The organism is Thermostichus sp. OS-CIW-33, assembly GCF_054059615.1.
The window spans coordinates 16,338-37,293 of sequence record NZ_JBSSCH010000019.1 but is presented as its reverse complement, the minus strand read 5'-3'; the positions used below and the strand labels follow the sequence as shown (position 1 = coordinate 37,293).

The following is a 20,956-nucleotide window of genomic DNA, read 5'->3' as shown; positions in this document are numbered from 1 at the left end:
AATATAGTCATTTCAGGTTAGGGTGAGACGCCTAGGCTACTGGTCGCGCCAGCGGGACGGAGTCCTTGAAAAACCTTCTGGCCCTCTGCATTATCGCTCCGCAACGCTATTGCTCTGCAACGCCGACGCGACCAACGTTTGGGGTGTGGGTGCAGTGTCCTGGTTTAAATCGAAATGACCATAGACCCAGTTTTCCGGTAAGCTCATTTGCTAACCCGCTCTCTAGCCTGGGGGTGAGGGGTCATCCTGCGCCCAGCACCTGAATCAGGAGTGCCTTTTGCACATGTAGGCGATTTTCCGCCTGATCCCACACGCGGGACTGGGATCCCTCCAGTACTTCAGTGGTGATTTCCTCTTCTCGGTGGGCCGGCAGGCAGTGCAGCACAATGGCTTGCGGATCCGCCCGTTGCAGCAGCTCGGCATTGACCTGGTAGGGCAGAAAGGTGGCCTTGCGGGCCTCGGCCTCAGCTTCTTGACCCATGCTGGCCCACACATCGGTATAGACCACCTGAGCTCCAGAGACGGCTTCCTGGGGATCCTGCAGCACCAACACCTGGGATCCCTGGGCCAGAGCGCAGGCTTGCTCCACCACTGCCGCATCCGGTTCGTAACCGGGGGGGGTGGCGACGCGGATGTGGATCCCGCTCATGGCACAACCCAACAGCAGGGAGTGGGCAACGTTGTTGCCATCGCCGCAATAGGCCAGGGTCAGGCCCGCCAGTTGGCCAAAGTTCTCCTGAATGGTGAGCAGATCGGCCAACACCTGACAGGGGTGAAACTGATCGGTGAGGGCGTTGATCACCGGAACATCGGCATACTCGGCAAAGGTTTCCAGCTCCTTCTGGTCGTAGGTGCGAATGGCAATCACATCCAGGTAGCGGGAGAGGACGCGGGCCGTATCCTGCAGGGGCTCGCCGCGGCTCACCTGCATCACCGTCGGCACCAGATCCAGGGTGCTGCCTCCGCATTGGGCCATGGCTGCAGTAAAACTGGCGCGGGTGCGGGTAGAAGCTTTCTGAAACAACAGCCCCAACACCCGACCCCGCAGCTCCACCCGATAAGGATCCCGCTTTAACTCAGCCGCCTGGGCTAGCAGGGCCGACAGCTCCGCCGGGGTTAGGTCGCTGAGCTTGAGCAGATCCCGTCCGACCAAATTCATGGATCCCGCGATCTTCGACCCCGCCATTGTGCTACGCGCCACCTACAGAAACAATAAAAGCATCCCCAGCCCGGCGCTGGTCAACACTCCTCGAATAACTCGAATGAGAAGAGTCTTAATAGTCTTAAATAGCTTGGGCCTCGGCTTAACCCCAGTCTCAGGAGTGCCAGATCTGAGACCCATCAAAACCGCCCCCAACACCGGCTAACGTGAAGAGGAACGAATGACCTCCTGGGCCTGTTGCCGACGGGCAGAGATCTGAGCCTGCAGAGCCTGGATGGCAGCAGCATACTGTGGGTCGGCTGGGGTGGCCACCAATTCTCGGTTCTGGCTGAGCCGCTTCAGATCTTCCTCGGACAATTCCACCAAAATGTCGGGGGTAATGCCCTTGTGGTCGATGTCGTTACCGTTGGGAGTGCGATAACGGGCAATGGTTACCGCCAGCCCAGATCCATCGGACAGGGGATGCACCGACTGCACCAGGCCCTTGCCGAAAGTTTGCGTGCCGACGATCACGGCGCGACGGTTATCCTGCAGAGCCCCCGACAGAATCTCGCTGGCGCTGGCCGAGCCACCATCCACCAAAACGGCCAAAGGTTTATCGGTAAGGGCCGTGTTGTTGGCCGTCAGGCGATCCTGCTCCCCTTGGCGGTTCACCGTCGAGACGATGCTGCCCCGGTTAATCCACATGCGGGCAATCTCGGCGCTGGAGTAGAGCAGGCCCCCTGGGTTGGCGCGCAAATCCAGAACATAGGCGGCTACCCCTTGTTTTTCCAGCTCGCGAATGGCTTGGCGCACCTTCTCGGCGGCGTTGCCGGAAAACTGGGTAATCCGGATATAGCCAATGGGCAGGCCGTTTTCCTCGTGAACCTCGTAGCGCACGGTGGCCAGCTCAATTCTTTCCCGCACCAAATCGAACACCTTTAGCCCTTCCCCCTCGCGGCGAATGGTCAGCCGCACCCGCGTACCCGGCTCGCCCCGAATGAGGTTGACTGCAGCGTTGGTGTCCATGCCTTCGGTGGACTTGTCGTCGATGCGCACGATCACGTCTTTGGATTTGATCCCAGCCCGGTCGGCAGGAGACCCTTCAATGGGGGAGATCACCACCAGCTCGTTTGTCTCCTGATCCATGCCCAGCGTGATCCCCACCCCGGTCAGCTCGCCGGATGTATCGATTTGCATGCTGGCAAACTGATCCGGATCCAGAAAGCGGGTGTAGGGATCGTTCAGTTTCTTCAGGGCTTCCCGGATGGCCGCGTAGGCATCTTCTCGGGTGGCATACTCTCGGCTGAGCAGATCCCGCCGCACCGCTTCCCAATCCAGGGAATTAAAAGACGGATCCACATATTCCCGATTGACAATTTGCCAAACCTCGTCCACCACCTCTTTGGGATCCCGGCGAAACCCCGCCCAACCCGGCATAGATAGCTGCACGCCGACCAGCGACACCGCTGTCATCACCGCAGCCGTTGCACTAACCACAAACCCACGCTTTCTCATTGGCTCTCCTGGAAGGCGCTAAATCGAGGTTGACGAGGTGGATCTCCAGAGGTGGATCTCTAATTGTCAGGGAACTGGGTTTCGAGCAAGGGTCTTCCCCTATGCGAACTTCAGCTTAGAAGCATCGAGAGCAAGGAAAGGCTCCCCTGCTGCAGCAAGTGGGATCCGGATTTTGGTAGGCTACAGATAACCCCAACCGACTGTGCCCAACCTAGCATAGGGATCCCTGCCGGGGGTGCTTCTAGGATCACAGTTCAACACAACTTTGTTACAACCTATCATCGCAACCCTTTTCTTCCAAATGGGCACTTTGCCCCCTTTCTGACTCTATGTCCCTCGCCACCGATTGCCCCAGCTCGCTTGCATCTGCCTCAGAGCGCCCGCTGCTGTCCCAAGTGCAGTTGGCCCGCGCTGCTGCCCAACACACGGCCACCTTGCCCACGGCTATTAAGAATGCCGCTCTAGAGGCCATGGCCACTGCCTTGGTGGAGCACCAAGAGCCTATCTTGGCCGCCAACCGGGCGGATTTGGAGCGGGCGGCGGAGATGGTGAAAGCCGGGGAGTTGTCGGCATCTGCCTATGCTCGCCTGAAGCTGGACGCCCACAAACTGGCCGACATGGTGGCCGGAGTGCGGCAGGTGATCCGGCTGGGGGATCCGGTGGGCCGAGCTTTGCTGATCCGGGAACTGGACGAGGGGCTAATTTTGGAACGGCGCACCTACCCTTTGGGGGTCCTGGGGGTAATCTTCGAGTCGCGGCCCGATGCTCTGGTGCAAATTGCTGCCCTGGCGGTGAAAACCGGCAATAGCGTCTTGCTCAAGGGGGGATCCGAAGCTTTGCTCTCCTGTCAAGCCTTGATGGCGGCCATTCAGGCGGGCCTGCAGCAGATCCCAGAGTTTCCCCAGGGATCCCTGCAGTTGCTCACCAGCCGCGCTGAGGTCAAGGCCCTACTGCAACTGGAGGGGCTGGTAGACCTGATCATCCCCCGCGGCTCCAGCAGCTTTGTCCGCTACATCCTGGAGAATACCCGCATCCCGGTATTGGGCCATGCCGATGGCCTGTGTCACCTGTACGTGGATCGGGCAGCGAACGTGGACATGGCAATCAAGCTGACGGTGGACAGCAAAACCCAGTACCCCGCCGCCTGCAATGCCATCGAGACCCTGTTGGTTCACGAGGCCATAGCCCCCCACTTTTTGCCTCTGGCGGTCAAGGCCCTGCGGGAAAAGGGGGTGGAATTGCGGGGGGATCCCCTCTGCCGCGAGCTGGTGCCGGATCTGATCCCGGCCACCGAGGACGACTGGAGCACCGAGTATGCCGATTTGATCCTCTCTATTAAAGTGGTGGGCTCCCTTGACGAGGCCATTGCCCACATCCAGCAGTACGGATCCCGCCATACCGAGGCGATTGTGACCGAAGATGCCGCCGCCGCCCGGCGATTTCTGGATGAAGTGGATGCAGCGGGGGTCTTTCACAACGCTTCCACCCGCTTTGCCGACGGGTTTCGCTACGGCTTTGGGGCAGAAGTGGGCATCAGCACCCAAAAACTGCCGCCGCGCGGCCCGGTGGGCTTGGAAGGCTTGGTGACTTACCGCTACCAACTGCGAGGGCAAGGACATCTTGTAGCCGACTACACAGGCCCCCAGGCGCGACCTTTTCAACATCGGGATCGCCTGAACAACACCGGCTTAGCTTAGCTGCAAAAGCCGGCTGTACAAACCGGCTGTACAAAGCAGTCGTTCACAAAAACCGTTCTCCTCGTCTTCGCGGCTCCAGGTTGAGGTAAATTAAAAAATAGCTTCGTGATTGCCAAGGGTTGCGCTTTGCGGCGCGCTATAGTGTGACAATGGACTACCGGGTTCCGGGTTTGATGTTATGGGCTTGAGCGCCCTAGATGTAGCGCTTTGCATTTTGGCCTTTTGTTATTTCGATTAGGAGCTTCGCTGGATCATGCCTGTGCGTCTGTATGTTGGAAATCTGCCGGAAGAGGTGGATCGTCAGGCACTGGAGAAGCTCTTTCGCTCTGCCGGTGAGGTCATTTCCACCAAGGTGATCCGGGATCGGAAGACAGGCAAATGCCGCGGCTTCGGCTTTGTAACGGTGAACACCGAAGAGCAGGCGCAGCAGTACATCGAAAAGTTCAACGGCCACAGCTTTGGGGATGTCAACTTGCGCATTGAGCTCGCCCAGCCGCGCGACCGAGGGGAAGAAGGCGAATCCAAAACAGCGACCTCTGAGCCTTCATCCAAAGAGTCCAGAGGTTCCAAAGATTCCAGAGCGTCCAGAGATTCTGAGGCCAAGGGCTCTAAAGAGTCGGCAGAAAACCCTGCCCCCAGCAAAAAGCAACGCCAGCGCGGCAATAAGGGTGGGCGCTCCACCGTCGTCGCCGAAAGTGAGGCAGCCTCTGAGCCGGATCCCCGCTGGGCCAGCCAGTTGCAGCGGATCAAGGAGCAGCTTCTGCAGGTCACCAATTCCTAACCCCCCCGAACGAGTGATAGACACTGTTGGGATCTGACGGTAGGCTGGGTGAGTTGCGACGGCTCTAGGCATGTTTGAGAGGGGGGTTGGGATGCATAGGCTGGTGAGGATTTTTCGCGCTTGGGGGCGGAGCTTGGCCCGGGCTGGACTTTTGTTCGGGCTGATGGTTCTGCTGGGAGTGGGAAGTGGAGCTCCGGTTTTCCTACCAGCGGCGGCGGCTGCCCCGGCAGATTTGGAAGAGCAGGTGCTGCAGATCATTCGAAAGAACCCCCAGGTGATTCTGGAGGCCGTACAGGAATACCAGCAGCGACAGTACCAGGAGCAGCAGCAACAACAGCAGCGGCTGGCGGAAGAATTTGGCCGTCAACTGCGGGAGAACCCACGCGCCGTCATCGGAGATTCCCCTCGACTGGGATCCGACGCTCTGCGGTTAGTGTTGGTGGAGTTCTCCGATTTTCAATGCCCCTTCTGCGCCCGCGCCCACAGCACCCTCAAGCAGTTCATGGCCGACCACGGGGATGAGGTGACCTTGGTGTACAAGCACCTGCCTTTGACCAGCATTCACCCAGAAGCGATGGCGGCTGCCCGTGCTGCTTGGGCCGCCCAACGTCAAGGTAAGTTCTGGGAGTTTCACGACGAGCTGTTTGCCAACCAATCCCAGCTTGGGGATGGGTTTTATGTGGCCACTGCTGAGAAGCTGGGCTTGAATGTAGAAAAATTCAATCGGGATCGGCGCAGTCGGGCGGCAGAACGCGCCATTCAGCGAGATATTGACTTGGCCTCTCAACTGGGCATCGGTGGCACTCCCCATTTCATCTTGAACGGCATTGCCTTCTCCGGTGCGCAGCCGCTGGAGGTGTTTGAGCAGACGCTGCAGCAGGCTAAGCAAGCCCTCTAGGAAAAATGCTCCGCACTGCTATTGAAACAGGTGGTGTATTGCAAACAGGTGGTGCAACGGCTGGCCTATCCTTCTTACCAGCCTCGCCCAGTTGCCCAAACGCTCCGTCCTTGAGGAGGGCTTTACGGTAGGCTCAGGGCAGTGGCAGGGTAGTCAACCGCTCTATTCGCCCAAGCGGGCTGTAGGCTTTGACAAGCCAGTAGGGTGGGGAGTATGTCAAAAGCAGAAACTCACCCAAGTCGCCATTTGGGCCGAATGGGGATCCCCAACGGCAGGGAAGGAGGAGAGCGTTTATGGCGGAAGTGGCTCTTGGCTACTCCACGGGCAGGATGCGGGCATCGAACCCTGCTTCGGCCAGAGAGCGCCGCGCCTGTTCGGCGTTGGCCCGTTGCCGGTAGGTGCCCACCTGAATCACCGAGCCCCGCAGGAAGGCATCAGGGGCAAACTGTTGCAGCTTGGGTAGGGCCTCTTCCCCAGCCGGCACCACCACCCAAAATCCGCTGCCACCTTCTTCCCCAGGAGGAACAGCCTGGGCAGGCGAGGAGGAGACGGGATCCGCTTGCAAAAGAGGCTGAGAGCGGCGCAGATCGGCGGGGAAGATCCCCGCTTCATAGCCTTGGCCGGCCAAGTAACGCACCTGCTCGGCGGCAGCAGCAGGGTCGGCAAACCCACCTGTGCGCACCACCCGCAGGTCATCGTAGATCAAGGGCAGGGATCCCTCTAGGAGTTGTTTTAGCGCAGGCCATTTCTCCCCGGTGGGATCGGCCACCAACACCCAATGGCGCTCTCCTTGTGCTGGGTTGGAGATGGGATCCTGGCCCGCATTTTCTCCTACCAGCGACACCGCCACTGCCGGTAACCCCTGAGCGGTTAGCCAGCGGGCTTGATCCTGGGCCAACGACAGGCGGGAGAAGGTTCCCGTTTGCAAAGCAACCTGGCCGCGGTACTGCACCACAGTGGCTCCTGGAAAGAAGCGGCGCACCCGTTCTTCCAAACGGGGATCACCGGTGGGGTTGGGCACGTGGGTGGCAAAGGGACGCTGGGGATCCAAGGGCGGAGCGGTTGGCGTCGGCGGCACAGAGGCTTTTGAGCTGGCAGCAGGGCGGCTGGGTGCTGCTTGGGCAGGAAAAGCAGGGGGCAGAGGGGGATCCGTCTCTTGGCGGCTCACCACCCGCACCGATAACCCCAGCCGTTCCAAGTCGGCCTGACGGCGTTGAGCATGGCTACGGTTGATGAACGTCCCCGCCAGAATGAAAACCTGCCCATCCCCTTGCACAAAATAGGCATCCGGCACCTGGGTGCGCACCTGAGCCAACTCCGCCGCCCCATCCGCCAGTACATGCACTTGGTAACGGGTCAGGGCCAAAGCAGCCGGCAGGACGTTCCCATTAACGGCGTGGAGCACAAGGGCAAAGGCCGCCAGGGATCCGGCAAAGAGGATCGGTCGCGCTGGCAACAGGGGTACGGAGCATTTCAGCCAGCCGTAGTCCTGACGGGTGTTGCACATGGGATCCATCTCCTCTGGCGGGATTGGCGGCAACTCAAACCTCTGCATCCGGGATGGAGTCTTTGCCTGGGCCTGCGGGGATCCCCCACAGTGCCAGAGCTCGCAGTTCACCCCCTTGCGGGAAGGACAACTCAAAGCTAGCGTAAGCCGAAGTTTGGGCAAGGCTGTGCCAGGGATGGGCTTGCAGATGCCGCCCACCACCGATAGAATGCTCCGCACTGCCACCGCAAAGATGCAGCCCAGTTGGGTTCACGGGAGAAACACAGATCTAGTGCATCTCCAGTATAGATAGGCTGGCAAGACTCTATCGCTATGGCTTGTCGGGGAGTTTGTTTCAGAGGCGACGGCGGCGGGATGGAGTCCTCGCCACAAGGGTGCGGGATCCCCCCAGGGCAAAGCGGATGATCTCCGTCTTGTACTGCTGCGAGCCCTCTGTGTAGCGGGCAAGCTGAATGGCGGATCCCTGGCCGGAAGGAAGCAAGAACCGTTCGCGACAGTGGTGGGCAGCACTCTCTGGAGTTTCCGCTTCGAGGGCAATGAAAAACCGCAGACGCAGCAGCACTTCCAACTTGGACAAGTGCTCGGTTTGCTCTGGCACCAAGCGGCCTAACGAGATTTGTAGGCGCGGCCTGCGTCGCCGAGATCCGGGGCGGCCCCAAAGCTGCTGGGCCAGTGTCCACAGAGAGGTCTGCTCAGAGGACTTGACCAACAGCTTTAAGCCTGTCAGCGGGTTAAGGCCATAGGTAAGCAGTAGAGAATACATCGACAGCAGGGAAGAGCAGAGGAGCGTTTTGGGTTAACGTCAAAAGGATAGCCCACATGCCAACTGTAGCACTGCCTACCCCCTGTCCCCATCCATGCCCCACCCTTCCCTATGGCCGGGATCCCTGCTCAACGCTGGCTGTTTCATCCTGTGGACAAGTTGACTGCCCAGAGCTTGGCCGAGGCAGTGGGGATCTCGCCCATATTGGCTCAGATCTTACTCAATCGCGGGCTCTCCAGCCCTGCTGCCGTGCAGCAGTACCTGCAGCCGGATCCCGCCCACCTGCCTCCACCCAGTCAGGATTTTGCCGATTTGCCCCTGGCGGTGGACTTGCTGGACGGGGCGATTCGCCGACAAGAGCCCATCGCCATTTGCGGCGACTACGATGCCGACGGCATGACCAGCACGGCCCTGCTGCTGCGGGCTTTGCGGGACGCTCCAGTGCATTACCGCATCCCCAGCCGCATGACGGAGGGCTATGGCCTCAACAGCCGCATGGTGCAAGAGCTTCACCGAGAGGGGGTGCGCCTCATTCTCACCGTGGACAACGGCATCTCCGCCCACGAGCCCATCCAACTGGCCAAAGCTCTGGGCTTGACGGTAATCGTGACGGATCACCACGATTTGCCGCCCCAGTTGCCCCCTGCCGATGCCATCCTCAATCCCAAGCAGCTCCCGCTCTCTTCCCCCTATCGGGGGATGGCCGGGGTGGGAGTTGCCTACCTCCTGGCCCAAGCGCTGGCCGAGCGCCGTGGTGATGGCCATCTGCAGCGGGTGGCCCTGGAACTGTTTACTGTGGGCACCATTGCCGATCTGGCGCCGCTGACGGGGGTTAACCGCCTTTGGGTGCGGCAGGGGCTGCACCTCTTGCCCACCTCCCAGGTGGCAGGGATCCGCGCCCTTCTGCAGGTGATGGGCATGCAGGGATCCCTGGAGGGGCTGCGGCCTGAGTGGATTGGGTTTGGCCTGGGGCCCCGCATCAACGCCGTTGGGCGAATTGGCCGGGCGAGAATGGGGATCCAGTTGCTGACCACCGACGATCCCCAGCAGGCAGAGAAGCTGGCCCGCCGCTGCGAACGGCTCAACCAGGTGCGGCAGCAGATGTGCGGGCGCATCGAGGCAGAAGCCCTCGAGCAAATTGCCCAGCAAGGCCGAGATCTGCAACAGGAGCGGGTGTTAACAATTTTGGGATCCCCTCAGCAGAAATGGCATAAAGGGGTGATCGGCATTGTGGCCTCGCGGTTGGCAGAGCGTTTTGGCTGTCCGGTGTTCATCGGCAGCCAGTCGCGGCAAGGGGAGATCAGTGGCTCGGCGCGGCAGGGGATCCCCGAGTTTGACGTGTTTCAAGCGTTGGAGTTTTGCAAGGATCTGTTCACCAAGCACGGCGGCCACCCCGCTGCCGGGGGATTTAGCCTGAGAGCAGAAGACTGGCCTTTTTTTGAAGAACGATTGCGGCAGTTTGCCCAACAGCAATTGCAGCCGGAGCAGATCCAGCCGCTGGTGCAAATCGATGCCGAAGTGTCGCTGTCAGATCTCACCCTTGACCTCTATCGAGAGCTGCAGCATCTGCAGCCCTGTGGTATCGGCAACCCTGAGCCGGTCTTCTGCAGCCGCAACCTGCAGGTTCTGCAACAGCAGCGATTTGGCCCAGTTCCCGGCCACCTGAAGCTGCTGCTCCGGGATCCTGCTCTCCCTACGCAACGCTCCCATGGGTTACGTGCTACTCGGACGGAGTCCTCTTGTCCGGGCAGGAGCGACTCAGCCGCCAAAACCCCCAGTGATGACCGCGGAGTGGCCAGCATCACCGATGCGTTGGTGGGGATCACAAACGCGAAGCCCCAGCGCCCTCTTTGGGCCATCCGTTGGCGGGGAGCGGAAACCCATCCGCTGCCGGAGCGAGTTGATGTAGCCTACACCCTCAAGGCCAAAACATGGCAGGGAGAAACCCAACTGGAGCTGGAAATTCTCGGGATCCAACCTGCCCAAGAGGCTGCCACTGCCGGCAACCCCCCTCTCGAGAAAACAGCGCCCCGCACCCCTGATGGGAGCAAGTCTCCCATCTCCCCCGCCTCTCTGGATGCCACTCCTCCCATGCCCAACTCCAAGCCCTCGACTGGCTCCCAGAGGGGGACAGAGCCCTCACCTCTGTTGATCTGGCGCCCCACCCCCCAGCCCACCCAGCCCTTGCGTTGGCAAGCTGTGGACCGGTTTTCTGTCCTCTGGCCTCAGGCGCAGGGAACCATCCTGTTCTACGGCTTCCGCCGCCCTTGGCTTGACTTGTCTTCAAGGCCTACGGCCCGCTATCGCGAACGGCGGTACCTGACTCTCCACTACGACCGTCCCCAAGCCGGCCACCGCTATGATCAACTCTGGTTGTGGAGCTGGCCCCCTTCTCTGGATCACCTCAAGTGGCTGCTCTGTTGCACCCCCAGCAGCGAGCTGTTGATTGCCGTCCATCAGCAAGCGGTGCCCCTGCCCTCCGCTGCCAGCTTGCAACGCCAGCTCCGCCAATACCTGCAAACCCGCAGCCAGGTGGATCTGCTGCGCTTGGCCCAGCAGTGGTGGCTGTCTCCGGCAGTGTTGGTGGCAGGATTACGCTCCCTGGGGTACGCCTGCCCAGATTTTGGCCCCACGGGATCCCTCGGCGAAGAACTGGAAGCCCAGCAAGCTTGGTACAGCAGCTCCTGGCAGCAGGTTGCCGCCCTGCTTCAGCGATCCCACCTGGATTCTTCTGCTGCAGAGGCCCATGGGGATTAAACTGCTGCTCGGCTCTGACTACCACGGCAGCGCTCGGCTGATCCGGCAGGCCCTTGCCCATCTGCCGGAGGTGGATGCTTACATCAACTGCGGGGATTTCTGTTCCAAGGCCGGCAAACCTTCCCGCAAGGCCACCCAGGGCTTTCATCCGGCAGCCCAAGCAGAGGTGGTTCATCTGCAATCCTTTTTGGCGGCAGTGGAGAGCCTGGGCAAACCCTGGCTCTTTTTACCTGGCAACCACGATCCAGCAGCTTCGGTTTTGAATTCGCTGGTTGGCTGTTGGGGGCGGGCCATCACCCAGTCCTGCTGCTTTGAGTGGCTGGGGTTACAGGTTTTGGCTGTGCCCTGGACTCCCCCCTGTGGCTGGAGCTGGTCTCTGACCTCTGCCCATTTGCAGGAGCTGCTCACCCTCTACAGTCAGCCCCCCCGACCCATTGACCTGCTGCTGACCCACGCTCCGCCGCGGGGCCTTTTGGATGAGGGGGGGAAGTGGTATCACCGCTGTACGCCCACTTTGCGCCCCCTTTTGGAACAGCTGCAGCCGCGCTACTACATCTGCGGACACATGCATTGGGATGGGGGCAAGGTAGAGCGATGGGGATCCACCCTGGTGATTAACACAGCCCTGCACAACATGGTTCTCGAGATCCATTAGGCAGGAAGCCCTTGGACAGCCTTCCGCCTCCTCAGATTTCCACTCGTAGGAACCTTCCATGACCCGTCCTTTGATCTTGGCCAGCAGTAGCCCCGGCAAATGGCGCGAGTTCAATGCCTTTTTCCAGGCCCATGCCCCTGCTTGGGAGCTGCGCCGCATGCCCTCAGAAATTGAGGTGGAAGAAACCGGCACCACCTTTGCCGAAAATGCCCTTCTCAAAGCCAGAGCCGTGGCCAAGTCTCTGGGGGAGTGGGCCATTGCCGACGATTCCGGCTTAGCGGTAGAAGCCCTTGGCGGTGCCCCTGGGATCCGCTCGGCTCGCTATGCCCCCAACGATGCTGCCCGCATCGAGCGGTTGCTCAGGGAAATGGAAGGGATCCCAAATCGCCGGGCCACCTTTCACTGCGCCATCGCCCTGGTGGATCCCCAAGGTGTAGTGCATGCCCTGGTGGAAGGGGTATGCTCGGGAGAGATCTTGACCCAGCCGCGGGGAGAGGGGGGGTTTGGCTATGACCCCCTGTTTTGGGTGCCCGAAGTGGGGCTAACCTTTGCCGAGATGAGCCCAGCTCAAAAAGAGGCCATCGGCCACCGAGGGCGAGCCTTGCGCGCCTTGAAAGCGCAGTTGCCTCTCCTGGAGAAGCGTATGGGCTGGCTTGGATCCCAGGAATAGCATCCGATGTCCTGGCTGGGGAGCTGCTAGGATACAGTAGTTGCTTCCCTTCGGGGGAGTGAAATTGAAAGCCGTCTTGCCTTGGCAGCTGAGGGGAGCGCTCGAAGAACTATGGGTTTTTCTGAGTTTGAGGATCAAGATCCCATTGCAGCAGCGGAACGGACTGCTGCCCCCGATCCCAGCCGCTATGCTCCAGATTCTGCCGGTGAGGAAGCCGCGGTCTCCTCGGTTGCAAACTCTGGTGAAGGAAGGGAGCGCCAAGGTCGTCGTTCTCCACCCCCTTTGCCGGAAGAGGGCTCAACCTTTGCAGGCGCAGAAGATTGGCTGGACGTTCGCGGTAGCGGGACGGAGTCCTTGGAGAATGGGCGGGATAGCTACAGGGAGTCCGCGCAAGGGGCCACTTCTCGCCCTTCCAACCGCTCCCCCCAGACTGGCCGAGACGAGGGGTCTCGTGTTGACAGCGAAAAGGGGGGGCAGAAAGCCGCTGCGGGATCCCCCAAAGCTGGTGAGCGCCCTGGGCAAGCGCTAGTTCCCCGCCGTTCTGTCTCCGGCAGCCGAGGTTACGACGGATCCGCTCGTTCCTCTGCCTTTCGCGGTAGCGGGACGGAGTCCTTTGCTGGCCGGGGGGAATCCGGCTACCGCAGCGACTACAGCCGTTCCGCGGCTTACGGCTACACCTCCGGCTATGTTGGCGGTGGGGGATATGGCGGTGGTGGGCGAGGCGGCAGCTCCAGCGGGGGGGTCTCCTCCTCCGAGCTGACGATCCTGCTGGTGGTGGCCCTGCTGGCCTTCTTCGGGGGATTCGCTATCCGCAACATCTTCTCCGAGTCGGGCGGCTTTGACGATGAGCGCCCCATCCGCGCTGCCAATGTGCCCGCAGCCTTTCGCGATTTTTGCTTTGCCTACAACGGCACTGCCTCCTTTACTGTGGTGCAACTGACCAGCGTTTCTGCTCTGACCATGGCTTCGGTGCCCATCTACAAGATGGATACTTGCACCATCCCCGTCAGCCAAACGGCCAATGCCCTCCAAGCTTTGGGCATCCGCGGCCGGGCCAACACCTTGGGCCCCCAGCTGGGGGGATCCAACCTCACCCTGATCCAGCTCCCCTTGGCCAGCAGCTTGGCGCGCGCCGTGTACAGCCAGTTTCCTGGCTTGGCCGCTCAGGGCAACGAGGCGCAGGTTTTGTCCCAACTGGAAGCCACCATCAACAACGCCCTGCGCTCCAACATCGAAGGGTTAGCCCTGCAAAGCCTGGAGCCCACCAACATCCCCGACGTCTACGTGATGGTGCCGGGGCACTCCTTTAATTTGCAGCCCCAACTCAACCTGCGCTAACCCTCCTGCAGAGGATGACGGTGTGTTCATCACCCTAGAAGGCGGGGAAGGGGTGGGCAAAACCACCCAACAGGCCCTCTTGGTTGAGCGGCTGCGCCAAGAAGGCTACGCTTGCCTGTGTACCCGCGAGCCGGGGGGCACGGCGCTGGGCAAAACGCTGCGGGAGCTGTTGCTGCACGGGGATCCCTTTAGCCCTCTGGCGGAGTTGCTCCTGTACGCGGCGGATCGGGCTGAACACGTGAGCAAAGTCATCGCGCCGGCTCTGGCGGCAGGGCAGGTGGTGGTTTGCGACCGCTTTACCGATTCCACCCTGGCCTACCAGGGGTACGGTCGGGGGCTGGACCTGGAGAAGATCCGCCAGCTCAACCACTTGGCCACCGGCGGTCTACAGCCGCACCTCACCCTGTGGCTGGATCTCCCCCCAGAGGTGGGGCTGGCGCGGAAGGCCTCCGGCCCGCTGGCGCGAACAGGGTCTTGCGACAAGCTCGAACAAGAACACCTGGAGTTCCACCGCCGCGTCTACCAAGGGTTCCAGGCTCTGGCTGCCGCAGAACCCCAGCGGATTGTCCGCATTTCAGCCCAGGGATCCCCCCTGGAGGTGGCTGCCCGCCTCTGGTCAGTGGTCGAACCCCGCCTACCACTTGCGACAGCAGGCCGGGAGCCCTAGACTCTGTTCCGCTGACGGGAATGGCGCGACAGGCCAAAGCTCGCGACAGTTTCCCTGGCCACAGCCTGCTCGGTTTACCAAGGTTAAGATTAGGTTAAAAAGGAAGAGGCGGGGGTAACCTCAAGCTATTCTGGATGACCTATGTGAAAAGAGCCTGCTGCTCTCTTGGTTCTCGTTTTGGGTAGAGGAGACTGGCTGTGGACGCTGTTGCTGCTGAGCTGAAAACCGATCGCGCCAGCGGGACGGAGTCCTTTCGCGTCAGCGGGACGGAGTCCTTGCACTTGACCTTGCCCTCATCTGCGCCCTTGCCAACCGTGGCCGCCTGGGCCCACCAGCTGTTGAGCCAGCAATGGCAGCGGCTGCAGAAACACGTAAGGCGAGTTCTGGCTCAGCATCCAGAGGCGGCAGAATCTCTCCACCAAATCCGGGTGACCTTGCGCCGTATTGGCACTTGGGTGCAGGTGTTTCAGGGATCCGTCCGGCTGCCCAAGCCTCTCAAGCCCAAACGCCTGCAAAAGCTGGCCAGTGCTTTGGGCAAGCAACGGGATCTGGACGTGCTGCTGGAAATCCTGCAGGAACCTTGCTGGGAAGGGATCCCGGCAGCCCAGCAGGCAGAACTGGAGAAGCTAAAACAAGATCTGCAGCAACGTCGAACCCAAGCCGAGAAACGCTCCCGCCGCATTCTTGAAGATGCTGACTTCCTGGCGTTTCAAGCTGCCTGCGAGCAGTGGCTGGCTCACCCCCGCTATAAGCCCCAGGCGGAGCTGCCTTTGCCGGAAAGCTTGCCCCACTTGCTGACTCCCCTGCTGGCCCAGTGGCTGCTGCAGCCAGGCTGGCGGATCCCTGCTTTCCCCGAAACGGAAGCCCAGGCTGAGCAACTGCACGAGCTGCGCAAGGCCACCAAACGGCTGCGCTATCAGGTGGAGTTTTTTGCGCCCTTTTACGGGGAAACCATGCAAGATTGGATAGCAACCCTGAAGTGCTTGCAGGATCAACTGGGCCGCTTTAACGATTTGCAGGTTTTGCAAGGCGAGCTGCCTGCAGACTCAGACCTACAAACCCTTCTCCAGGAACAACAAAAACTAGCCCTCCAGGAGTGGCCTGAGCACCAACAGCGCTGCCTGGCCTCTGCCGAGCAGCACCGGCTTTACTCTAATCTTTTCTCTGTTTCCAATTTCTTTCCAACTGGGGATCCCTAGGTTTCCAATTCTATAGATCCCCCCGAAGGAAAAACCCCGCCTTATTGGCGGGGGATTTTTTGTGGCTATAGGGTTTCCAATTTCTAGGGATCCCCCCGAAGGGGGAACGGTATCGTTATCGACTTTGTCGAATGGGAGATTTATGGCAGTTTCCAATTTCTAGGGATCCCCCCGAAGGGGGAACTGGAACTTTCAAAAGCAGACCTGGGTCAGAATGACCCGGCGGTTTCCAATTTCTAGGGATCCCCCCGAAGGGGGAACAGGTGCTTTCGTACCCTGTTTAAGGGAGTATGCGCCTGTTTCCAATTTCTAGGGATCCCCCCGAAGGGGGAACCTTCAGGCAGCTAACACAATACTGCCTTTTCTAAAAATGTTTCCAATTTCTAGGGATCCCCCCGAAGGGGGAACATCCGGGCGAAGGAAGTGAACGCAAAATGCGTTCGCGTTTCCAATTTCTAGGGATCCCCCCGAAGGGGGAACTTATAGGAACCTGACTAAGGTGGTTTTGTAGCCCGTGTAAGGGAGGTTTCCAATTTCTAGGGATCCCCCCGAAGGGGGAACCCCGAATGGTCCTGTCCCATCGGTGCAGTATCCCTACTGCAGTTTCCAATTTCTAGGGATCCCCCCGAAGGGGGAACATAAAACGAATGGAACCCCCAGGTGTTATCCACCTCGGAGAGTTTCCAATTTCTAGGGATCCCCCCGAAGGGGGAACATCCCTTTTGACCTGCTTTTCTATCGCCAGATCTGCCGCGTTTCCAATTTCTAGGGATCCCCCCGAAGGGGGAACGTCGAGTTGACTGTACATGCTAAGCGCTGGAGACTAAAGTTTCCAATTTCTAGGGATCCCCCCGAAGGGGGAACCCGCCCGTTGCGACTCTTCTGCCACCCGCCGCGCTTCTTCTGGTTTCCAATTTCTAGGGATCCCCCCGAAGGGGGAACTGGTTGTTGGAGTGGACGGAACGCTACTGCACGGGGATGTTTCCAATTTCTAGGGATCCCCCGGAAGGGGGAACGATCCTCCCAAAACCTTTGACTGTGCTGCCGCCTCGTTTCCAATTTCTAGGGATCCCCCCGAAGGGGGAACAGTATCAAGCTACCAAAGATAGGAAAAGTACCTATCAAGTTTCCAATTTCTAGGGATCCCCCCGAAGGGGGAACAGGACCAGATATTCCACATCGTAGAAATTTCTGTCAAAGGCGTTTCCAATTTCTAGGGATCCCCCCGAAGGGGGAACAAACCGATCGAGGAAATCGGGAGGTGCCAGGTAGGCCTTTCTGTTTCCAATTTCTAGGGATCCCCCCGAAGGGGGAACTAGTTATGTCCAAGATACCCGCTTCCTTAGTACGTTAGTTTCCAATTTCTAGGGATCCCCCCGAAGGGGGAACCGTTAAAGACGATTCTATGGCAGGAGAAGGAACTACCTGGGTAGCGTTTCCAATTTCTAGGGATCCCCCCGAAGGGGGAACGTCTGATGAGCTGTACTTCTACGCGACTCCTAGAAGTCGTTTCCAATTTCTAGGGATCCCCCCGAAGGGGGAACTCCACCCCTATTAAACCCAAGCAGGGCAAGGAATGCAAGACCCATTTGCGAGGGATCCGGAAAAAAGTCGGCAAAAAGGGTGCTGGCGAGGGGGCTTTGGGGCCGGAAAGCCTTGTGGCGCAAGGCGTCGAGGGATCGGACGAAAGAATCGGCCTTTGCGGCTTTTGGCGGATCGCTCGCGCAGGCGTTGATACCGTTTGAGTGTGCTTTTGGAAACACCGAGTGCTTAAGTAGGAAGAGACTTGCCTGAGCTACACAATGACCGAGCTGGGGGGTGCAGTCAGGGCAGGCCCACCCCAGATTTCCACCTGGGCGAGGACATAGCTAGTGAGCGGATAGAAGCGGACGCTGTCTTCCTCGGGCTTGATCTTCTTGCGGAGCCGCAGTTTGAGCTCCTCGAACTTGTCTTTGTCGAGGACGCACTCAAACACGCTGTATTGCACGCGCTTGCCGTAGCCTTCTAGCAGGTCGGCAATTTTCTTGCGTCGCTTGTCGCAGGGAGTATCGTAGGTAACAACATAAAGAAACATCAGCGAATCCGGTAGGGCTGGTACAAATCTTGAGGATTATAGACGGATTGCTTAAACTTTTTAACTTGCTGCGTTAGCAGATCCCAGCGGGGTTGATCTCCGTCAGGGGTCTGGATGGATCCCTCCATTCTTTGGATGAAAGCTGTAAGGTACTTTTTCCTGCCACTATCACTTAGAAAACAGCCACCATCGCGATACTCAAAGTCTTCTTCGATGTTCATAATGCCCTTGTTGATCAGCCAGAGGACTATTGAATCTACAATAGGCGCCCGAAATTCTTCCAGTAAGTCCGAAACCAGAGCAGCATGGCGTTCACTGCTAGCGTGCAAGCAACCCTGATAGGGATCCAAATCTTGCAGCTCAATCAGGGTTAATAGATGGTTCCAGAGCACCATGTAGCCAAAGCTGAGCATGGCATTAACCGGGTTAGTGGGCGGCTGTCGAGTGCGGTTAAGCAAAACAAAGCCCCTTTGCTGAAGGCAATTTCCCAATTCCGGGAAATACAGAGCCGCAGCCGCTCCTTCAATGCCCCGCAATTGATCTAGAGACTTGGCCTCAAGAGCTTGAGCAGCCAAATGTTCCAGACTGCGCAGGGTCAGATCCCCTGTTTCAGTGGGGCGTTGCCTGAGCTGTCTCATCAGCAGCACCCGGCTATTGAGCAGCTTGGCTCGCACCATCTGGGCTGCTGTTTGCAATCGCCATTCTTCAGGGAGCGCTTGTTGCAAATGAGCTAAGCGGCGGTAGCCCCTTGCAATGGGAATAAGGCGACCGTAGCAGTAGCCCAGCCGCGAGAGATAGGCAATAGGAATATTCCGCCTCAGGCACGCTCTCACTACGTCTGTGGTGACCTGGGATCGGCCAAAGATAAAAACCTGTTCCAGCAAGGGTAGAGGCACCTCCTGCAAGAGCGACTCGCCCAAATAGACCATTACGAACTCTTGCTTAAGGCTAAGCCTACACCCCTGCTGAGAGACATATAAAGTTCGCATTATTCGTTAAAGTTCGCATTATTCGTCATGACGACGCAGATCTTCAGCGCCTCGCCTCTGCTCTATGGCATTGCCGGGTTTAGAGCGGCCACGCTCCGGTAAAATCTCAACATCAATTTCAGGACTTGACAAGAAATCCATCACGATCTCGGCCAGACTGCCCGAAAAGAAGCTGGCAATCATGACAAGAACGGTATTGGTAATCACAGCTGCCAATCCCAAGGGAGCAATTAGCAGGATGGCCAGCGTGATCGAGCCGTTGACCACAGCTGTAACAAGGTTTCTAAGAACTTTGGCATTGATCCTCTTTTTGGACATTTTATTCCTCCAGAGATTCTCCAAGATCTCTACTTCAAGGGCCAGATTATTCCAAAATCATCAGCATTTTTCCTGAGCTGTTCAAGATAACTTTTCCTAGGATTCACCGTTGCCCCAAAAACGGTAACCACCTGATAGTCATCCAAATCTGCAATCCAGACAGGGGACGGCGTGCCTGTGTCGCCGCAGAGAAACTTGTCGTATTTTCCTGGCGCTATCTTGCCTACCTTGTGCAAAACAGCCAAAGCATAGGGCTTACTAAACTCTTCTGGGCCGCTGCAGACTACAATCCTGCAATGGGCATCCACAGCTTCAGGACACTTTTCTTTTTCTTTGCTGACCTGACCAAAGCTCTTGGGATTGCTGGGATCAATGGCCTGCCCAGTCAAAACCTGGAGTGCTTCAAAAAAGCCCCGCAGCCGCTTCTGAAAGAGTTTCTGGAATTCCTCTACCGACTCTGGCAGATTCCAAAATGAATCTTCGGAGTTGGGAATGAGGGTGGATCCGCGCCACCAAGGAGCTCTACCGCGGTCTTGGCGAGAGTAGCAGGGCCTTCTTGCCCCCTGGCCAATACCTCCCAGGTGAAACAGCATCCAGGTCAGATTCCGAAAGAGCTTTTGCACCGCTTCCTGCTTCTCCTTTGAAGCATGGTTGTGGCACTCCTCAGAAAGGCTGAGAATGAGGATCCCTTCTTGCTGTCCAGCTTGGTTGGGTTCCGGCTCTGGTTGAGTTACTCGCCCCTTCAAAAGATCCACATGGATCCAGCCATGTTTTTGCTGGGGAGTGATGGCCCCAAAAAGTTGCCCCTCCCATTCCTGCACCTGCTTCACGGGCAAAACACCCAGGGCAAAGGTTCGAAACCAGTAGCGCAGCATGTTCTTAAAGGCTACCGGTCGGACTTCGGCAATTGATTTGTTGTCATACCGGTTCTTATCAGATCTCCAGTTGACCACTTGCCGCCCGTGGATCAACTGACCCTCCAGCTCAAAAGGCAGCCGCAAGAATTCTCCCTTATATTGAGATAGAGTTTTGCCAGTTTGAATCAGCCGACCGTAGCCGGTATTGACTTGGGATCCCACTCCTTGCTCCAGCCCGCGGATGAGCCATTCTTTCACTTGGGCTAACATCTCGTCGGTGCAGCCTGGGCCTTTGCGGATCCCGATTAAAAACGTGGCCTGTTTGAGAGAGAAAAAGACATTGGGATTTGCTTTATATTCCAAGCTGTTGCCATTCCATCTCCAAACGTTATTGGCAATATCAACAGCTAGACCTCCTGTTTTGGAATTATCAGGATCCCCTTGTTTTTGAGTCTTGGTCGGCACAGGGTAGGCATCCAAAAAGATCACCTTGCCAGCACTATCTTTATCCTCAGCTTCCAGGTGCCCAAGCCAGGGTGCCACTGCTTTATCCGCCTCTTTCCAAGACAGATTGCGCTTCCGCATCAACTCTCGAATAGCCTGGGTGCGGGCTACCCCCCGCAAGGTGGAGCTGGGAATGTAGGGGATCCCCAAGTGATCAAAAGCGGGCAGCAGCATGCTTTCCGGGCCTTTGGCTCCACCCACCCGAATTCGCCAGGGACAGGTGACCTGAAAAGTGTTTTCTTCTCCGGCAATGCGTTTGATGCGAGCATTTAGAACTTGCAGGCGCGCTCCGTAGTTTGCCTTTGCTTCTACTTGGTGCACCAGATCGACTTTGGTTCCGTCTTTGAAAGGAGTTGCTGGAGCTCTCATCCAGCGCAGATATTCAATAAAGCTCGCCGTCGGATCTGGGTTGGGACTGGGATCCGAGGGATGTCCTAACCAGGGAGAAGGTTGGGAATGGTTGCCGCCCCCTCCACCACCACTCCCCCCTCTCTGATTGGGGGGATGGCCTCCTCCTCGACTTCCTGAACTTGGCAGACGGCTGGGATCCCGCTGCTGGGGCGAGCCTCCGGGACGGGGAAGGGGTTGTGGAGCGTTGGCAGGACGATTGCTAGGCATTTGAT

General features: G+C 58.6%; 17 protein-coding genes and 1 CRISPR repeat array. Of the genes, 9 read left to right on the top strand and 8 right to left on the bottom strand.

The window, feature by feature from the left end:
- Nucleotides 1–241: 241 nt before the first annotated feature.
- Nucleotides 242–1,159 carry an ornithine carbamoyltransferase gene (gene argF / locus ACVWZG_RS11745; protein ID WP_457407184.1) on the bottom strand — a complete coding sequence of 306 codons (918 nt, stop codon included), beginning with the start codon at nt 1,157–1,159 and terminating at the stop codon, nt 242–244.
- 204 nt (nt 1,160–1,363) lie between these two features.
- Nucleotides 1,364–2,659 (bottom strand): carboxyl-terminal processing protease CtpC, encoded by a 1,296-nt coding sequence (ctpC, locus tag ACVWZG_RS11740; RefSeq protein WP_457407182.1) that lies wholly within the window; start codon nt 2,657–2,659, stop codon nt 1,364–1,366.
- Nucleotides 2,660–2,988: 329 nt separating this feature from the next.
- Between ctpC and ACVWZG_RS11735 the strand changes: the two genes are divergently transcribed.
- The 3 genes from ACVWZG_RS11735 (at nt 2,989) to ACVWZG_RS11725 (ending at nt 6,035) form a co-directional block, all read left to right on the top strand.
- Nucleotides 2,989–4,356 (top strand): glutamate-5-semialdehyde dehydrogenase, encoded by a 1,368-nt coding sequence (locus tag ACVWZG_RS11735; protein ID WP_457407180.1) that lies wholly within the window; start codon nt 2,989–2,991, stop codon nt 4,354–4,356.
- Between the two features lie 253 nt (nt 4,357–4,609).
- On the top strand, nt 4,610–5,137 hold the full coding sequence (locus tag ACVWZG_RS11730; RefSeq protein WP_011432462.1) for an RNA recognition motif domain-containing protein: 528 nt from the start codon (nt 4,610–4,612) through the stop codon (nt 5,135–5,137).
- A 91-nt stretch (nt 5,138–5,228) separates the two neighbouring features.
- Entirely contained in the window at nt 5,229–6,035 is an 807-nt protein-coding gene (locus tag ACVWZG_RS11725; RefSeq protein ID WP_457407178.1) for a DsbA family protein, read from the top strand.
- Nucleotides 6,036–6,348: 313 nt separating this feature from the next.
- On the opposite strand, the gene ACVWZG_RS11720 is transcribed toward ACVWZG_RS11725, so the two are convergent.
- Both ACVWZG_RS11720 and ACVWZG_RS11715 read right to left on the bottom strand, forming a co-directional pair.
- Nucleotides 6,349–7,767 (bottom strand): SPOR domain-containing protein, encoded by a 1,419-nt coding sequence (locus tag ACVWZG_RS11720; protein ID WP_457415388.1) that lies wholly within the window; start codon nt 7,765–7,767, stop codon nt 6,349–6,351.
- A gap of 109 nt (nt 7,768–7,876) precedes the next feature.
- Nucleotides 7,877–8,305 (bottom strand): hypothetical protein, encoded by a 429-nt coding sequence (locus ACVWZG_RS11715; RefSeq protein WP_414331038.1) that lies wholly within the window; start codon nt 8,303–8,305, stop codon nt 7,877–7,879.
- Between the two features lie 111 nt (nt 8,306–8,416).
- Here ACVWZG_RS11715 and recJ point away from each other — a divergent pair, with 111 nt between their 5' ends.
- From recJ to ACVWZG_RS11685, 6 genes are all read left to right on the top strand, one after another.
- Nucleotides 8,417–11,062, top strand: coding sequence for a single-stranded-DNA-specific exonuclease RecJ (gene recJ, locus ACVWZG_RS11710; protein ID WP_457407175.1), 2,646 nt, complete (start codon nt 8,417–8,419; stop codon nt 11,060–11,062).
- Nucleotides 11,052–11,717 (top strand): metallophosphoesterase family protein, encoded by a 666-nt coding sequence (locus tag ACVWZG_RS11705; RefSeq protein WP_457407174.1) that lies wholly within the window; start codon nt 11,052–11,054, stop codon nt 11,715–11,717. The genes recJ and ACVWZG_RS11705 overlap by 11 nt, the downstream gene beginning before the upstream one ends.
- 58 nt (nt 11,718–11,775) lie before the next feature.
- The gene (gene rdgB, locus ACVWZG_RS11700) at nt 11,776–12,387 is read left to right on the top strand and encodes an RdgB/HAM1 family non-canonical purine NTP pyrophosphatase (protein ID WP_414357613.1); all 612 of its coding nucleotides are present in this window, start codon (nt 11,776–11,778) and stop codon (nt 12,385–12,387) included.
- Between the two features lie 111 nt (nt 12,388–12,498).
- A complete protein-coding gene (locus ACVWZG_RS11695) occupies nt 12,499–13,725 on the top strand; it encodes a hypothetical protein (RefSeq protein ID WP_457407173.1) in 1,227 nt (408 codons plus the stop codon).
- Between the two features lie 22 nt (nt 13,726–13,747).
- Nucleotides 13,748–14,392 carry a dTMP kinase gene (gene tmk, locus ACVWZG_RS11690; RefSeq protein WP_457407172.1) on the top strand — a complete coding sequence of 215 codons (645 nt, stop codon included), beginning with the start codon at nt 13,748–13,750 and terminating at the stop codon, nt 14,390–14,392.
- A 197-nt stretch (nt 14,393–14,589) separates the two neighbouring features.
- Nucleotides 14,590–15,591, top strand: coding sequence for a CHAD domain-containing protein (locus tag ACVWZG_RS11685; protein WP_457407170.1), 1,002 nt, complete (start codon nt 14,590–14,592; stop codon nt 15,589–15,591).
- A 72-nt stretch (nt 15,592–15,663) separates the two neighbouring features.
- Nucleotides 15,664–17,135: a CRISPR direct-repeat array (repeat unit 36 nt; unit sequence GTTTCCAATTTCTAGGGATCCCCCCGAAGGGGGAAC).
- A 251-nt stretch (nt 17,136–17,386) separates the two neighbouring features.
- Here the strand turns inward: ACVWZG_RS11685 and cas2 are convergent.
- Genes cas2 through ACVWZG_RS11665 form a run of 4 tightly spaced genes read right to left on the bottom strand, consistent with a single transcriptional unit; the run spans nt 17,387 to nt 20,951 of the window.
- Nucleotides 17,387–17,665 (bottom strand): CRISPR-associated endonuclease Cas2, encoded by a 279-nt coding sequence (cas2, locus tag ACVWZG_RS11680; RefSeq protein ID WP_414329659.1) that lies wholly within the window; start codon nt 17,663–17,665, stop codon nt 17,387–17,389.
- On the bottom strand, nt 17,665–18,654 hold the full coding sequence (gene cas1 / locus ACVWZG_RS11675; protein ID WP_457407168.1) for a CRISPR-associated endonuclease Cas1: 990 nt from the start codon (nt 18,652–18,654) through the stop codon (nt 17,665–17,667). Before cas1 ends, cas2 begins: the two co-directional genes overlap by 1 nt.
- Nucleotides 18,655–18,672: 18 nt before the next feature.
- A complete protein-coding gene (gene csx18, locus ACVWZG_RS11670) occupies nt 18,673–18,972 on the bottom strand; it encodes a CRISPR-associated protein Csx18 (RefSeq protein ID WP_457407166.1) in 300 nt (99 codons plus the stop codon).
- A gap of 29 nt (nt 18,973–19,001) precedes the next feature.
- Complete coding sequence (locus tag ACVWZG_RS11665; protein ID WP_457407164.1) at nt 19,002–20,951, bottom strand: RAMP superfamily CRISPR-associated protein; 1,950 nt, start codon at nt 20,949–20,951, stop codon at nt 19,002–19,004.
- Between the last annotated feature and the right edge of the window lie 5 nt (nt 20,952–20,956).

Bases quoted from the DNA above. Each gene is read 5' to 3' on its own strand.
- ACVWZG_RS11665 (WP_457407164.1), bottom strand. From the start codon at position 20,951: ATGCCTAGCAATCGTCCTGCCAACGCTCCACAACCCCTTCCCCGTCCC.
- ACVWZG_RS11695 (WP_457407173.1), top strand. From the start codon at position 12,499: ATGGGTTTTTCTGAGTTTGAGGATCAAGATCCCATTGCAGCAGCGGAA.
- ACVWZG_RS11725 (WP_457407178.1), top strand. From the start codon at position 5,229: ATGCATAGGCTGGTGAGGATTTTTCGCGCTTGGGGGCGGAGCTTGGCC.
- rdgB (WP_414357613.1), top strand. From the start codon at position 11,776: ATGACCCGTCCTTTGATCTTGGCCAGCAGTAGCCCCGGCAAATGGCGC.
- cas2 (WP_414329659.1), bottom strand. From the start codon at position 17,665: ATGTTTCTTTATGTTGTTACCTACGATACTCCCTGCGACAAGCGACGC.
- ACVWZG_RS11730 (WP_011432462.1), top strand. From the start codon at position 4,610: ATGCCTGTGCGTCTGTATGTTGGAAATCTGCCGGAAGAGGTGGATCGT.
- ctpC (WP_457407182.1), bottom strand. From the start codon at position 2,659: ATGAGAAAGCGTGGGTTTGTGGTTAGTGCAACGGCTGCGGTGATGACA.
- ACVWZG_RS11705 (WP_457407174.1), top strand. From the start codon at position 11,052: ATGGGGATTAAACTGCTGCTCGGCTCTGACTACCACGGCAGCGCTCGG.
- argF (WP_457407184.1), bottom strand. From the start codon at position 1,159: ATGAATTTGGTCGGACGGGATCTGCTCAAGCTCAGCGACCTAACCCCG.
- ACVWZG_RS11715 (WP_414331038.1), bottom strand. From the start codon at position 8,305: ATGTATTCTCTACTGCTTACCTATGGCCTTAACCCGCTGACAGGCTTA.
- recJ (WP_457407175.1), top strand. From the start codon at position 8,417: ATGGCCGGGATCCCTGCTCAACGCTGGCTGTTTCATCCTGTGGACAAG.
- ACVWZG_RS11735 (WP_457407180.1), top strand. From the start codon at position 2,989: ATGTCCCTCGCCACCGATTGCCCCAGCTCGCTTGCATCTGCCTCAGAG.
- csx18 (WP_457407166.1), bottom strand. From the start codon at position 18,972: ATGTCCAAAAAGAGGATCAATGCCAAAGTTCTTAGAAACCTTGTTACA.
- cas1 (WP_457407168.1), bottom strand. From the start codon at position 18,654: ATGCGAACTTTATATGTCTCTCAGCAGGGGTGTAGGCTTAGCCTTAAG.